Annotated in this window: 15 protein-coding genes; 12 read left to right on the forward strand and 3 right to left on the reverse strand. The window is 70.0% G+C overall.

The features are described 5' to 3' along the window. Positions 1–38 precede the first annotated feature (38 nt). The 4 genes from CRP55_RS02905 (at position 39) to CRP55_RS02920 (ending at position 3,552) form a co-directional block, all read left to right on the forward strand. Positions 39–506 carry a hypothetical protein gene (locus CRP55_RS02905; protein ID WP_097317856.1) on the forward strand — a complete coding sequence of 156 codons (468 nt, stop codon included), beginning with the start codon at positions 39–41 and terminating at the stop codon, positions 504–506. A 363-nt stretch (positions 507–869) separates the two neighbouring features. Further along, positions 870–1,595 carry a cytidine deaminase gene (locus tag CRP55_RS02910; protein ID WP_097317857.1) on the forward strand — a complete coding sequence of 242 codons (726 nt, stop codon included), beginning with the start codon at positions 870–872 and terminating at the stop codon, positions 1,593–1,595. Then, a complete protein-coding gene (locus CRP55_RS02915; protein ID WP_097317858.1) occupies positions 1,588–2,865 on the forward strand; it encodes a thymidine phosphorylase in 1,278 nt (425 codons plus the stop codon). Before CRP55_RS02910 ends, CRP55_RS02915 begins: the two co-directional genes overlap by 8 nt. Positions 2,866–2,871: 6 nt before the next feature. After that, positions 2,872–3,552, forward strand: a complete 681-nt coding sequence (locus CRP55_RS02920; RefSeq protein ID WP_097317859.1) for a DUF4272 domain-containing protein — start codon at positions 2,872–2,874, stop codon at positions 3,550–3,552. On the opposite strand, the gene CRP55_RS02925 is transcribed toward CRP55_RS02920, so the two are convergent. Next, entirely contained in the window at positions 3,507–4,325 is an 819-nt protein-coding gene (locus CRP55_RS02925; RefSeq protein ID WP_097317860.1) for a putative RNA methyltransferase, read from the reverse strand. The two genes, CRP55_RS02920 and CRP55_RS02925, sit on opposite strands and share 46 nt — an antisense overlap. 26 nt (positions 4,326–4,351) lie before the next feature. Between CRP55_RS02925 and CRP55_RS02930 the strand changes: the two genes are divergently transcribed. The 6 genes from CRP55_RS02930 to CRP55_RS02955 all read left to right on the forward strand — a co-directional run bounded on the left by CRP55_RS02930 (position 4,352) and on the right by CRP55_RS02955 (position 12,176). Next, positions 4,352–5,437, forward strand: a complete 1,086-nt coding sequence (locus tag CRP55_RS02930) for an adenosine deaminase (RefSeq protein WP_097317861.1) — start codon at positions 4,352–4,354, stop codon at positions 5,435–5,437. 401 nt (positions 5,438–5,838) lie between these two features. Then, positions 5,839–9,516: a sensor histidine kinase gene (locus tag CRP55_RS02935; protein ID WP_097318706.1), complete on the forward strand. Its 3,678-nt coding sequence runs from the start codon at positions 5,839–5,841 to the stop codon at positions 9,514–9,516. Beyond that, positions 9,513–9,917: a roadblock/LC7 domain-containing protein gene (locus CRP55_RS02940; protein ID WP_014447580.1), complete on the forward strand. Its 405-nt coding sequence runs from the start codon at positions 9,513–9,515 to the stop codon at positions 9,915–9,917. The genes CRP55_RS02935 and CRP55_RS02940 overlap by 4 nt, the downstream gene beginning before the upstream one ends. A 91-nt stretch (positions 9,918–10,008) precedes the next feature. Continuing rightward, a complete protein-coding gene (locus tag CRP55_RS02945) occupies positions 10,009–10,389 on the forward strand; it encodes a DUF742 domain-containing protein (protein ID WP_097318707.1) in 381 nt (126 codons plus the stop codon). Position 10,390: 1 nt separating this feature from the next. Further along, positions 10,391–10,978 carry a GTP-binding protein gene (locus CRP55_RS02950; protein WP_097317862.1) on the forward strand — a complete coding sequence of 196 codons (588 nt, stop codon included), beginning with the start codon at positions 10,391–10,393 and terminating at the stop codon, positions 10,976–10,978. Between the two features lie 94 nt (positions 10,979–11,072). Further along, on the forward strand, positions 11,073–12,176 hold the full coding sequence (locus CRP55_RS02955; protein WP_097317863.1) for a phosphotransferase: 1,104 nt from the start codon (positions 11,073–11,075) through the stop codon (positions 12,174–12,176). On the opposite strand, the gene CRP55_RS02960 is transcribed toward CRP55_RS02955, so the two are convergent. Beyond that, positions 12,165–12,623, reverse strand: coding sequence for a DUF2000 domain-containing protein (locus tag CRP55_RS02960; protein ID WP_097317864.1), 459 nt, complete (start codon positions 12,621–12,623; stop codon positions 12,165–12,167). The two genes, CRP55_RS02955 and CRP55_RS02960, sit on opposite strands and share 12 nt — an antisense overlap. Positions 12,624–12,722: 99 nt before the next feature. On the opposite strand from CRP55_RS02960, the gene CRP55_RS02965 reads away from it, so the two are divergent. Together CRP55_RS02965 and CRP55_RS02970 are read left to right on the forward strand one after the other, a co-directional pair. Further along, positions 12,723–13,187, forward strand: a complete 465-nt coding sequence (locus tag CRP55_RS02965) for an Lrp/AsnC family transcriptional regulator (RefSeq protein WP_179854994.1) — start codon at positions 12,723–12,725, stop codon at positions 13,185–13,187. A gap of 18 nt (positions 13,188–13,205) precedes the next feature. Beyond that, positions 13,206–13,853, forward strand: a complete 648-nt coding sequence (locus CRP55_RS02970) for a 4a-hydroxytetrahydrobiopterin dehydratase (RefSeq protein ID WP_097317865.1) — start codon at positions 13,206–13,208, stop codon at positions 13,851–13,853. Positions 13,854–13,916: 63 nt separating this feature from the next. Here the strand turns inward: CRP55_RS02970 and CRP55_RS51930 are convergent, their stop codons facing one another. Next, complete coding sequence (locus CRP55_RS51930) at positions 13,917–14,324, reverse strand: hypothetical protein (protein ID WP_143234373.1); 408 nt, start codon at positions 14,322–14,324, stop codon at positions 13,917–13,919. Between the last annotated feature and the right edge of the window lie 7 nt (positions 14,325–14,331).

Genomic DNA, 14,331 nt, shown 5'->3' on the forward strand with positions numbered 1-14,331 from the left:
GATGAACGACCGGCATACCTTCAAACCACTTTGAAAGTATGCCGGTCTCCGAGGCTCCGTTCTCCGAGCTGATCAACAAACCCAAGGCGACCCTTCAGCCGCTCACCGGCTCGCGCGCCCACGCGATCCGGTTGCGGCGCCGCGACGACGTCGATCTCGTCGTCACCACAGCCGACCGTTACGAGCAGGACCACGCGGTCGTCTCCGCCGCGCTTCGCCTGTTCCGCACGATCGTGCTCAACGGCCAAGCCGACGCGGTGCTCGATCTGCTGCCCGAGGTCTTCCCATGGTCGCGGTTCCTCCCCGCGGGTGACAGGCACACCTTCCTGATCGAGTTCGTCGATACGCTGCGCGCCGTGGAGGACCTCGACACCTTTGCGCCGGTCACCCAGCTCCTCACCGAATGGCGGCACACCGCCGAGGCGTATGCCGATCCGACCGTGCTCGCCGTCCTGACCCGGGGGACCGGCGACTTCGGTCCGGCACCGAAACTGCCGGCCGCGTAACCCCGAAGCAGGGCGAACGCGTAGTGCCGCTACCGAGACCGGGCGAGTGCGCCTGATCTTCGGCACCTGCGAGGCGGGGAAAGGTCGGACCGGCCTCTGCGCCCAGGCGCCGGCGAATGCCCTGGAGATGTTGCGAGCCCCACTCCCTCTCCGCCGACCGGCCGCCATCATCAGCTCAAGGGGCCTCTGTCGACGTCCGTCCATCGCGGTGTAGTCCTGCCGTAAAGGCGGTACGAGGTGATGGTGGGCGGCCCTGGCTGGTTTTGCACCCGCGGGCAAGAAGGTCTATCTGATGTACGCGGGGACGCGGCATCCCCAAGGTGAGCGAGTGGCGGAGCTGGGGCGTCAGGCACAATCAGCAGCATGGAGATCGACTGGGTTGGGCTGCGTGCCGCCGCTACCGAGGCCATGCGGCACGCCTATGCGCCCTACTCCGACTTTCCGGTCGGGGCGGCGGCGCTCGTGGACGACGGCCGGGTGGTTGTCGGGTGCAACGTGGAGAACGCGTCGTACGGCGTGGGGCTGTGCGCCGAGTGCGGTCTGGTCAGCCAGCTGCACGCGAGCGGCGGGGGACGCCTGGTGGCGTTCTCGTGCGTGGACGCGACCGGCAACCCGCTGATGCCGTGCGGGCGCTGCCGTCAGCTGCTGTGGGAGCACGGCGGGCCGGAACTGCTCGTCGAGTGGCACACCGGGCCGATCCGGATGACCGAGCTGCTGCCGCACGCGTTCGGCCCCGAGGACCTGGAGCGGGTCAACGGCGCCATGAGCGGCCCCGAGGTCCCGGCCGAGCTGGCCAAGTGGCGCGGCCGCGGCACCGTCTTCGTGCACCCTGACCTGTCCGGCGGCGCCACGGTCTGGACCGCGTACTGGGAGCGCTCGGGTGGCTCGTCGGCCGAGAGCGACGCCGACAAGGGCGTCCTCGAGGAGGGCCCGAACTTCGCCACCACCGCCGAGGCGGTCGGCTGGGGTCAGGCGCGTACTCCCCGGATCGTCGTGGTGGACGCCGAGGGCGGGCTGGCCTGGGCCGGCGAGGGCGAGGCGCCGGAGGGCATTCCCTCCAAGTGGACCGGAGGTTCCATCGATGAGTGAGTTCGCCGCCGTCGACGTCATCCGGGCCAAGCGGGACGGGCACGCGCTGAGCGACGCCCAGATCGACTGGGTCGTGGACGCGTACACCAAAGGTGTTGTCGCCGACGAGCAGATGTCGGCGCTGGCCATGGCGATCCTGCTGCGCGGGATGACGCCGGCCGAGATCGCCCGCTGGACCGCCGCGATGATCGCGAGCGGGGAGCGGCTGGATCTGTCCTCGGTGACCCGGCCGACCGCCGACAAGCACTCCACCGGCGGCGTCGGCGACAAGATCACGCTGCCGTTGACCCCGCTGGTCGCGGCGTGCGGCGTGGCCGTGCCGCAGCTGTCCGGGCGCGGTCTCGGGCACACCGGCGGCACGCTGGACAAGCTCGAGTCGATCTCGGGCTGGCGGGCGAAGCTGAGCAACGACGAGTTCAAGTCGCAGTTGCAGGAGATCGGCGCGGTCATCTGCGCGGCCGGCGAGGGGCTGGCCCCGGCCGACCGCAAGCTGTACGCGCTGCGCGACGTCACCGGCACGGTCGAGGCGATTCCGCTGATCGCCAGCTCGATCATGAGCAAGAAGATCGCCGAGGGGACCGGCGCGCTGGTGCTGGACGTCAAGGTCGGCTCCGGCGCCTTCATGAAGGACCTGACGACCGCCCGCGAGCTCGCGAGCACCATGGTGCGGCTGGGCCGCGACAGCGGCGTGAACACGGTCGCCCTGCTCACCGACATGAGCACTCCGCTCGGGCTGGCCGTCGGCAACGCGAACGAGGTGGCCGAGTCGGTCGAGGTGCTGGCCGGCGGTGGGCCGGCCGACGTGGTCGAGCTGACCTTGGCCCTGGCCCGGGAGATGCTGGCCGCGGCGGGGGTCGACGCCGACCCGGAGAAGGTGCTCGCGTCGGGCCGGGCCATGGACACGTGGCGGGCGATGATCAGCGCTCAGGGCGGCGATCCGGACGCCACGCTGCCGACCGCCCGGGAGACCGAGGTGCTGCGGGCGACCTCCGACGGCGTGGTGAGCGGCGTCGACGCGTACGGCATCGGCATCTCGGCCTGGCGCCTCGGCGCCGGCCGGGCCCGCAAGGAGGATCCGGTCAGCTTCGGCGCCGGCATCCAACTCAAGGTCAAGCCCGGCGATTTCGTACGTACGGGTGACGTGCTCCTGGAGCTTCGCGCGGACGATCCGTCGCGCATCCCGGCCGCCCGGGACGAGGCCGCGGCGGCGGTGACGATCGGACCGGAGCGCCCCACCCCTGTCAAGCTGGTGCTCGACCGCATAGCCTGACGCACCATGACGAAGGCCGCACCCGACCCGCACGCCGTTCGCGAGGCCAGCCTCGACGAGCTGCGGCGGCTCGGCCTGCCGCTGCCCCCGGCCGGCTTCCCCCTGGTCTGGGAGGCGGGCGACGCCATCGAGCTGCGGCCGACGGCCGAGATCGAGGCTCGGACGGCGGTGCTGCACGTGGTGGTGGCCCGCTGTTTCGGCATGCCGACCGAGGCCGCCATGAGCTGGCTGCTCGGCTCGCACCTGGTCGATTTCGTCACCCCGCCCGAGTGGCAGTTCGTGATCGGCGCCAAGGGCGACCACCGCTCGTTCGTACTCCATCACGACGCGGTGTTCGCCCTGGCCTGGCTGCTCGGCCTGGCCCGTCATCTCGACCCGACGGCGCCGCCGGAGGGCCGGTTCATGTCGCAGATGCCCGATCTGCCGGCTGGTGAGAGTTTCAACAGCTGGCGGTCGCGGTCGCTGATGTCACCGCGCGACCCGATCGAGGCGGCCGTCCTGCTCGATCTCTACTACTGCCTCGACTGGGCGTTCCAGGAGTGCGAGCAGACCGGCCTGCCGGTGCCCGGGGAGATCGACGCCAACGCGATCGGGCAGCGGCGCTGGGCGCTGGAGTGGGCCGTGGTGTTCCACGGGCCCTATCACGACAAGCCGGCCGAGTGGGAAGAGGTCGACCTCTCGGTGTAGGTGGTGATCTCCACCGCCGCCGTGACGGTGACCTCGCCGGTGGGCAGGGCCTCCGGCGGGACGTGGCGGGCGGCGGGGGTCATTCCGATGAGCGTACGGGCCTCGGCCGCGCTCAGGCGCAGCGTCCGGCGCTCCGTCGCCGTGGTCCGGGCGGTGAAATGCTCACCGAGCGCGTCACTGACCCGTTCGGCCTTGTCCGGGTCGACCCGGATCAGTCCCCGCATCAGCTCGGCCAGATGATCGGCGGCCGGGGTGACCACGACCAGCACCCCGCCCGGGCGCAGGATCCGGCGGTACTCGGCGCCGTTGCGGGGGGCGAAGACGTTCAGGATCATCGCGGCGGCGCCGTCGGCGATCGGCAGCGGGCGCCAGAGGTCGGCCAGCACGGCCGCGGCGCGCGGATGGGCCCTGGCCGCCCGTCGCAGGGCCGGCTTGGAGACGTCCAGGCCGAGACCGGTGGCCTCCGGCGCCTTCTCCAGCGCTCGCGCGAGGTAGAAGCCCGTGCCCGTGCCGGCGTCGACGGTCAGGCCGTCCGCCCCGGCCAGGGCGTCCGCTATGAAGTCGTAGTGACCCGCGGCCAGGAAGGCCTCCCGGTCGGCCACCATCTCGGCGGTGTCGCCGACATGCGGCATGCGCCCGGCGGTCAGATCGGCGTACCCCTGCTTGGCCATGTCGAAGCTGTGCCCGAGGGGGCAGAGCAGCCGTCTGCCGTCGCGCCGGAGGCCCTGGCGGCAAACCGGGCACCGCAGGTACGGCAATGCGCCGTCGATCATTCGTCTCCTGCCTCTAGGCTCGGCTGATGGCCGCCATCGCTTACTCCGACATCATTCCGGCGCCCAAGGCGCTGCTGCACGACCACCTCGACGGCGGTCTGCGCCCCTCGACCATCGTCGAGCTGGCCGAGGCGGTGGGCCACGAGCTGCCGGCGACCGATCCGGCCGCGCTGGCCGACTGGTTCGTGGCGGCCGCCGACTCGGGCTCGCTGGAACGCTACCTGGAGACGTTCGCCCACACGGTCGCGGTGATGCAGACCGAGGAGGGCCTTTTCCGGGTCGCCAAGGAGTGTGCGCTCGACCTGGCGGCCGACGGGGTGGTGTACGCCGAGGTGCGCTACGCCCCCGAACAGCACCTGGAGCGTGGCCTCACGCTCGACCAGGTGGTCGACGCGGTGAACGCCGGCTTCACCGAGGGCATGGCCGGTGCCGCCGCGCTGGGCACCCCGATCCGGGTCGGTGTGCTGCTGACCGCGATGCGCCACGCCGCCCGCTCCCAGGAGATCGCCGAGCTGTCGGTGCGGTACCGCGACAGCGGCGTGGTCGGCTTCGACATCGCCGGCGCCGAGGCCGGTTTCCCGCCCACCCGTCACCTGGACGCGTTCGAATACCTCCAGCGTGAGAACTTCCATTTCACCATCCACGCCGGCGAGGCCTTCGGCCTTCCGTCGATCTGGCAGGCCATCCAGTGGTGCGGCGCCGACCGTCTCGGTCACGGTGTGCGCCTGGTCGATGACATCACGGGTACGCCGGAGGGCGGCGAGACGGTTCTCGGGCGGCTGGCCGCCTACGTTCGCGACAAGCGGATCCCGCTCGAGCTGTGCCCGTCGTCCAACGTGCAGACCGGCGCGGCCGCGTCGATCGCCGAGCACCCGATCGGCCTGCTGCACGATCTGCGGTTCCGGGTCACCGTCAACACCGACAACCGGTTGATGAGCGGTACGTCGATGTCGCGCGAGATGGCGCTGCTCTCGGAGGCGTTCGGCTGGGGCTGGGCCGAGCTCCAGTGGCTGACGATCAACGCGATGAAGTCGGCCTTCATCCCGTACGACGAGCGGCTGGCGATCATCAATGACGTGATCAAGCCCGGTTACGCCAAGTTGATCAGCTGACTCCGTTCGGCAAGCGGCACTGGCGGTTCGGTGGTGACACTCATCCGTTCGGTCAGAATGGTCCCTACAAACACTGCAAAATCGGGCATCTCACCTTGCCGATCGGTGCGGACCGCGCCATCGTTCCTCCTGCCGCGATCCACTACGATCGGGCGCGTTCGGCGAGCGACACCCCCGCGTCTCGTCGATCGACACGAGTGACACTGAGGAACGCACCCCTATACAGCCAGTGATACAGCCCGGTTCCAGCGCGCAGACATCGCGTCACACAACCGGTCCGTGTTCAATGGCCCTTTCTCTTTGACACTCGTCGTGATGGAATCTCGGGGGCCCGACGCGGCAGTCGGCCGTGTGCGGCCCCGGCGAGCCGAATGCCGGGCCCGAATCAGGAGGACGGTGACGTGAGCAAGCGCCCCGAGACGGCGACCGGCGTCATGTCGCGTCTCCGTCGCCCGGCCGATCGGCTGAGAGATCTGCCGATCTGGTCGAAGCTCGGCTTGATCATGTTGGTTCCCACCTTGGCGACGATCATCGTCGGCGTCAGCGGCCTGGTCGACCACATCGAGGAAGCCAGCAACGCGGAGCGCGCGCGCAACCTAGCGGTGCTGTCGGAAGCGGCCGGTGGTCTCGTCGACCACCTGCAGAACGAACGCGCTTACGGCATCATCCTCAACGCCCAGGGCATGAGCGCGCAGGTCAAGGCAAACGCCCTCAAGGCCTACAACGGCGAGTACGCGAAGACCGACCAGGCCCGGGTGCCTTACGCGCAGCAGAAGGCGTCGCTCGACGACGTGCCCGACAAGGTCGGCACGCTGCTGCTGCGGCTCGACCGCAACCTCGAGGACCTTCCGTCCAAGCGCAGCCAGATCGCGAACCAGAAGTCCGGCTCGACGGACATCGTCGAGTCGACTTACAACCAGCTGATCAAGGACCTGCTCGCGATCCGCGACGTGTCGGCTCAGCTCTCGAACGACACGACTCTCGGTGACCACCTGCGTGCCGTCGCCGCGGTGGCCGCCGCCAAGGAATACGTCGCCCGGCAGCGCGACGTCGGCCAGGAAGTCGTCGCCCGAGGCGAACTCGCCAACGACCTGCGCCGCGACTACCTCGTGGCCGACACCGGGCTCCAGCTCGCCGGCACCACGCTCGAGTCGGTCGGCACGCAAGCCGAGGTCGACATGTTCAAGGGGCTGGAGAACACCCCGTCCGGCCGCGCGGCGACGAACCTCACCGTTCCGCTGATCAGCCTGTCCGGCGCCAACATCAAGAACATCGACTTCGACTCCGCGCAGTGGGACACCGCGATGGTGAACTACAACAAGGAGTTCCGGTCCATCGAGCAGACGATGGACGCCCAGATCGTCACCGAGGCCACCGACCTGCGCAACGACGTGAACCGGCGGGTCTTCATCGAGACCAGCATCCTGCTCGGCATGCTGCTGCTGGCCATCCTGTTCGCCTGGCTCGTCGCCCGGTCGATGGCCCGCTCGCTGCGCGAGCTGCGCCAGGGCGCCCTCTCGGTCGCCCAGTTCGGCCTGCCCCACGCGGTGAGCCGGCTGCGCGACCCGCAGCTCTCCACGTCGCTCACCCCGGCCCAGGTCGCCGACCAGATCGCCGAGCCGCTGCCGGTGCGCAGCCGCGACGAGTTCGGCCAGGTGACCGAGGCGTTCAACGCGGTTCACCTCGAGGCGGTGCGCACCGCGGCCGAGCAGGCCGCCCTGCGGGCCTCGGTCGCGACGATGTTCGTCAACCTCGCCCGCCGTTCCCAGATCCTGGTCGACCGGCTCATCGGCCACCTCGACCGGCTGGAGCGCGGCGAGGAGGACCCGGACCGGCTGGCCGAGCTGTTCCAGCTCGACCACCTCGCCACCCGAATGCGGCGTAACGACGAGAACCTCCTGGTCCTCGCCGGCGCCGACTCGACCCGTGTGCAGCGCGAGCCGGCCGCCCTGATCGACGTGCTCCGCGCCGCGCAGTCCGAGGTGGAGCACTACACCCGCATCGAGTTCGGCATGATCGACCGGGACATCGAGGTTGCGGCGCACGCCGTCAACGACATGGTCCACCTGGTCGCCGAGCTCTTCGACAACGCGACCGCGTTCTCCCCGCCCAACTCGACGGTCATCGTCGAGGCCCGGAGCCTGGGTGACGGCGCCCTCCTGACGGTCGAGGACCGCGGCATCGGCATCAGCCGTGAGCAGCTCCGCGACCTCAACGAGCGCCTCGCCAACCCGCCGACGGTGGACGTGGCCGTCTCCCGCATGATGGGCCTGGTCGTGGTCGCCCGGCTGGCCAACCGCCACGCCGTCCGGGTCGAGCTGCGCCCGGCCGACACCGACCGGGGCACGGTGGCCGAGGTCGGCCTGCCGCTCTCGGTCCTGACCGGCGGCGCGCAGTCCGCCACCGCCGGCCGCATGCAGGCCGTCGGCGCCGGCTACGACCAGCAGGGCCGCCAGGGCATGTCCGAGCCGCTCGCGCTCGAGAGCGGCCACGGCGGATATCCGACCGGCCGCCCGTTCGACCCGAACCCGCCGATGAACAACGGCGGCATGCTCGGCACGAACGGCCGCTCGGCGCCCGCCTGGTCCGACCTGACCGGCGCGCCGTCCAACGGCGCCAACGGCTTCGGCTCCTCGAACGGCTCGCTCAACGGTCTCAACGGCGGCGGCGCCAACGGCAGCAACGGCAACGGTGGCTTCTACGGCCCCCGCAGCAACGAGCCGATCCCGCCGCTGCCCGCCGGCCCGTCCGGCCCGCCGCAGGGCTTCGACGCCCCGCGCGGTTTCGACAGCCCGCAGGCGCTCAACGGCGGCGGCCTGAACGGCTCGCCGGGCTTCGACGGTCCGCAGAGCTTCGCCGGCCCCGATGGGCTGCCGCAGCGCCGCAACGGTGACGGCTTCCAGCCCAACGGCGGCGACGCCAACGGCTTCGGCGCCACGATCCCGCGCCAGCTTCCGGCCAACCCGGAGACGCAGGGCCGCAACCCGTTCGTCCCGCCGGTCTCCGCTCCGCCGGTGCCGCCGGTGTCCGCCCCGCCGGTGCCGTCCGCGCCGCCGTACGGTGGTCCGCCGGTCTCCACCCCGCCGGCCAACGACCCGGTCTCGGCCGCGCCCCCGGCCTGGCCGCCGGTCGCCTCCGACCGCGAGCAGGGTCACACGCCGCACGTGCCGGAAAGCCTCGCCGCCGCCCTCGACATGACCGCCGAGCTTCCCCGGTACCGTCCGGAGCAGCGCGGTGAGCCCCAGGTCGAGCGCCCGACGAACCCGCAGACCGCGCCGATCCCGTCGTCCGCACCGCCGGCCAACCCCGTCTCGGGCACGCCCGTCTCGGCCACCCCGGTGTCCGGCGCGGCCGACCAGGGCGAGTCCCAGCGAGCGGCCGCGGCCGCCCGGGCCGCCCACGAGCTGGCGGCCGCGCAAGCGGCCGAGGCGCAGGCCACCGCGGCCGCGCAGATCGCCGCGGCGCAGGCCGCGGCCCGCCAGCGCGACAACGGCCAGGGCCAGTTCGCCGACGAGACGATGGAGCTGCCGATCTTCCGGGAGCTCGAGTCGGCCTGGTTCACCACGGCCCGCCCGGCCGAGCCGTCGAAGCCGTCCTCCAACGGCATCGACGAGCCGGTCACCTCGCAGCGGATCCCCACCGGCGAGCCGGCGCGCACGCTCGGTGTGCCGCAGCAGGCGGTCTCGCCCGAGTCGCGCGACCAGACCCCCGCTACTGTTGGTGTCGGTGCCTCCAACGGCGCCGGCTCGGCCGGCGGCCCCAACGGCAGCGTCGCCACCAACCCGTGGCGCACCGCGGCCGACGAGGGCTGGCAGGCCGCGCAGGCGGCGGCGGAGGCTCGGGTGGACACCACGACCACCGCGGGTCTGCCCAAGCGCACGCCGATGGCGCAGCTCGTTCCCGGTGGTGTCGACCGGGGCAGTGACCCCGCTCAGCGCCGCACCCCCGAGGGCGTTCGCGGGCTCCTGTCCGCGTACCACCGTGGTGTACAGCGCGGCCGCACCAAAGAATCGACCAACCCGGAGGAGACTCCGGGAGGGCAGCAGTCCTCGCAGGCTGGCAAGGAGCATGAGGCATGACATCTACGCAGGATCTCGGTTGGCTTCTGGCCAACTTCGCCGACCGCGTTCCCGGAGTCGCGCATGCGATCGCGGTCTCCGCTGACGGTCTGCTCCTGGCGGCCTCGCGGGACCTTCCGCGGGACCGCGCCGATCAGCTGGCGGCAATCGCCTCCGGCCTTGTGAGCCTCACCCAGGGCGCCGCGCGGTGCTTCGAGGGTGGCGCTGTTCTTCAGACGGTCGTCGAGATGGACAACGGGTTCCTCTTCCTGATGTCGATCTCCGACGGCTCCTCGTTCGCGGTGCTCGCGGCTCGTAGCTGCGACGTCGGCCAGGTGGGCTACGAGATGGCCCTCCTCGTCGACCGCGTCGGTGAGGCGCTGACCCCCGCACCGCGTTCCGCGGCCGGGGTGCTCGGCTGAACGGGCAGTGGGCCGGGGCACTCGGCCGCTGTTCAAAGCTTTGACGACAAGAGACACTTCTAAGGGTTCGAGGAAGGGGTGAGCGGTGACGATGCCCGAACGCGATGAGCCGACCGGTGCACTAGTCAGACCGTACGCCGTGACCCGCGGTCGGACCCGGCCGAAGCTTGAGATAGCGCTGGAAGCGCTGGTCGAGACAACCGTCCGCGGGCGTTCGGGAATGTCCCGCGGCGGGCAGGGTGGAAGCGAGCATCAGTACATCGCGGCGATGTGCGACGGCGGCCGAGTTCAGTCGCTGGCCGAGATCGCCGCACGCATGCAACTGCCGCTCGGTGTGGCACGTGTCATCGTCGCCGACATGGCCCATGACGGCCTGGTCTCGGTGTACGAGCCCACCTCGCTGGAAGACGAGACCGACGCGGTAGGCACGGAACTGCTGGAAAGGGTGCTGAGTGGACTTCGCAGGCTCTGACATGTCGCCCCGTCCCTCCGCGGGACGGGTTACATCGGCGAAGATTGTCATCGCCGGTGGATTCGGCGTTGGCAAGACGACGCTCGTCGGGTCGGTTTCCGAGATCACCCCGCTGACGACCGAGGCCATCATGACCTCGGCCGGCGTGGGGGTCGACGACAACCGGCAGGTGCCGGGCAAGATGACGACCACCGGCGCCATGGACTTCGGCCGGATCAGCATCGACCGTGACCTGATCCTCTATCTGTTCGGTACCCCCGGCCAGACGCGGTTCTGGTTCATGTGGGACGAGCTGGTCCGGGGCGCGATCGGTGCCGTGGTCATGGTGGACACGCGTCGGCTCGCCGACTGCTTCGCCGCCATCGACTTCTTCGAGCACCGCCGCCTGCCGTACCTGGTGGCGATCAACTGCTTCGACGGCATGCAGTATCACAACGCTCAGGACGTTCGGGACGCGCTGGCGATCTCGAGTGACGTCCCGGTGGTGAGCTGCGACGCCCGCAACCGTGAGTCGACGAAAAACGTCCTCATCTCCCTCGTGGAGTATGTGCTGACGATGCGTCGCACGCGCGCGGTAGCGCCCGCCTGACGATCGGTTGAAGCCCCGCTCCGCTGAGTCGGAGCGGGGCTTCTGCATGCTCGAATTCGGTTGCGGCAGTGCCCGCCAGCGCCGATGATCGTCGATCGTGCGCACCTTCCTCACGCTTGGTGATGTGTCCGATGTGGTGGCCGAAGCGCTGGGCGGTCCGCCGGTCGCGCTCGACCGGCTGACCGGGGGCACGAAGAAGGGCGTCTACCGGCTGCGGCGCGGCGACGGCACCACGGCGATCCTGTACGTGTGGGCGGACAACGAGAACTACTGGCCGCCGTCGGTGACAGTGCCGGACGACCCGTTCACGGACGCGTCCGGGCTGGAACTGTTCGTGGCCAACCACGCGGCGCTGGCGACCGCGGGCGTCCGCGTACCCCACCTGCTGTGGCTCGACCGAGACGCTGGCTTGGCTCTCGTCGAGGACGTGCGTGGCGAGAAGCTCGAGGCGCTGATGGAGCGCAACCCCGAGGCGGCCGAGGCGCCGTTGGCCGAGCTCGGCAACTCCCTGCGGCGCATGCACACCACAACCGCCCCGCGCTGGGGCCGGCTCATCCCCGCGACCCGGCCGAATCCACTGTCCGCGGCGCCCTTTTCCGCGGCGCTAGCTCTCGCGGACCCACTTTCCACGGCCCCATCTCTCGCCGGCCCATCTCCCGCAGGCGCGCCTTCCGTGGGCGTGCCTCCTACAACCTCACCTCCCGCATCCCTGGGGGACATTTCGGGCGGGCGGTCGGCGCAGGATGTCATTCTCGATCGGGCGCTCGGGCATCTCCGGCTGGTGGAGCCTCGGGACGGGCGGCTGGCCGAGGCTGGACCGCGGATCGAGGAGCATCTGCGGCGGCTTCACGGGGCGGTGCGGGCCCGGTCGACGTATGGGCTGGTGCACGGGGAGCTGGGGCCGGATCACGTGCTGATCGGGCCGGATGGGGAACCCGTGATGATCGATATCGAAGGGCTGACGTACTTCGACGTCGAATGGGAGCATGCCTTTCTGCAACTGCGCTTCGGGGAGTCGTACGACCGGTTGAAGCCTGTCGAACTTGACCTTGATCGTCTTGAGTTTTATCGGTATGCGCAGGTGCTGGCGCTCATCGAGGGGCCGCTGCGGATCGCCGAGACCGACTTTCCCGAGCGCGACTGGATGCTCCAGCTGGCCGAGTGGAACATCGCGAAGGCGCTGGACCTACCCGAGTAGCGGCAGCTTGCCGACGATCTTGTCGAGCGGGTTGCGCGGGCCGACGATGCTGACCGCGTAGTAGTCCAAGTCGTCGGCGCCGGTCTCCTTCACGGCGTCGAGATATTCGGCGTAGACGCGGGTGTGCTGGGCCGCGGCCGGCATGTCGGCCACGAAGAAGTCGGCGCGGGCGGCGGCCTTCCGGCGAACCGTCCGCAAGGTCTCCGCGTCGGCGGCCAGCACGGTGCAGCCCAGCCACGGCAGGCCCGGATGGGTGCCGCCGTCGGCGTCGACCGCGTCGTCGCCCAGCAGGCCCTCCACGGCCCGTGAAGTGGCGGCGGCCGTGCAGATCGCCGCGTTGGCCGCACGGCCCGGCGCCAAGCCGGCGTCGACCACCACGACCCATTTGAGCCGGGCGGCGCGGGTGGGTGCGCCCTGGTCGATCTCCTCCGCGGTAAATCCGATCATCGCTTCATCCGTTCTTGTGCCGGTTGCTCTGTCAAAATGCTAGGCAGATATAAGGTAGCTCGGCAATTGATCCGTACTAATCTCGGAAAGAGGTCCGTAATGGCGGATCTGGACGAACTTGATACGGCGATCCTCCGCGAGTTGCAGGCGGATGCACGGAAAACCAACCGGGAGGTCGCGGCCGCCGTCGGCGTCTCGGCGACCACCGCCCTCGACCGCACCCGGGCCCTGCGCCGCCGCGGCATCATCCGCGGCGCCATCCTCGACGTCGACCTGCCGGCCATCGGCCGCCCGGTGCAGGCGCTCATCGCCGTCCGCATCCGCCCGCCGTCCCGGCGCAACATCGAGGCGTTCCGCGAATGGGTCAGCGCCCTGCCCGACACCCTCGGCGTCTACGTGACGACCGGCAGCGAAGACTTCATCGTGCACGTGGCGGTGCCGGACAACGACAGCCTCTACGCGTTCGTCATCGACCGGCTCACCGAAAGACCTGAGGTCGCCGACGTACGCACATCGATCGTCTACGAGCACATCCGGAACAACCGGATCGCGCCGATGGGCTGATGGCGGCAGCATGGGGACATGACTGTGCTGAACGGTAGGCAGATCGCGGAGGAGAAGCTCGACGGCTGGGTCTACGTGCCGGGTGGCTTGCAGACCCGCATCCGCACCGGCGACTTCGCCACCGGCCTGAAAATCGTGAACGCCATCGGTGAGGTCGCCGAACGCATGAACCACCACCCCGACCTCACGCTGCGCTACACGGAAGTCGACGTGCGGCTGACCAGCCACGACGCCCGCGGCGTGACCCAGCGCGACATCCGCCTGGCCCGCGCCGTCTCCTCGATCGTCTCCGGGGCCGGCGTACGCATGGAGAGCGCGAGCGTCTCCCGGCTGGAATGGGCTCTGGACTCACCGGCGTACACGTCGGTGAGGCCGTTCTGGGCCGCCATCATGGCCATGGAGACACCGGAGGGCCAGGAGGACCTGGTCGACCCGGCGGACGTGCACCCGGCGATCTGGTTCCAGGAGTCCGGCTCCGAGGAGCCGAGGCAGCGCTGGCACCCCGACATCTGGCTGGAGCCGGCCCAGGTCCAGCCACGCATCGACGCTGCCGTGGCGGCGGGCGGCACCCTGGTCAGCGACGCCGAGGCCCCCGCGTTCTGGGTCCTGGCCGACCCCGAGGGCAACAGGGTGTGCCTTTGCACCTGGCAGGACCGCCAGGGCTGACCCGGCCGCCGATGTGCCAGGCCGTCACGGCGGGCACATCGGCGGAAGGCTCAGGACTGCTTATCAGTATTGCACGAGTTTGTAGCTGCCGAAGGCGCGATAATAGCCCTCTGTGGAAAGGTTCGGAACATTCGTGCCGAACCCGAGGGGAATGCTGTAGCTGCCCGTTCCGGTGCAGTCATTTCTGTCGTAGAGAATGATGCCATAGCTCTTGCTCGGTGATTTATCTATGTAACTCGCGGAAGCGTTGTCGACCACGTAACCGTCGGTAAATGTGCTGTTGGCGTAGTTCCAGCAGACATTCTTGGAGGTGGTCGCGGGGTTGATTTGCCAGCGTCCAGCACCCCAGTTGATGTGGTGGAAGAGGCAGAACAGGCCCGACGGGCAATCCGCGGCCGCAGCTTGCGCTGGCGTGGCCGAAACCAGCGTTCCTGTCATTATTGTCAGGAGAGCGGCGGCCGAGATCAGCATTCTCTTC

It is taken from the genome of Paractinoplanes atraurantiacus (assembly GCF_900215205.1).
Lineage (GTDB): Bacteria > Actinomycetota > Actinomycetes > Mycobacteriales > Micromonosporaceae > Actinoplanes > Actinoplanes atraurantiacus.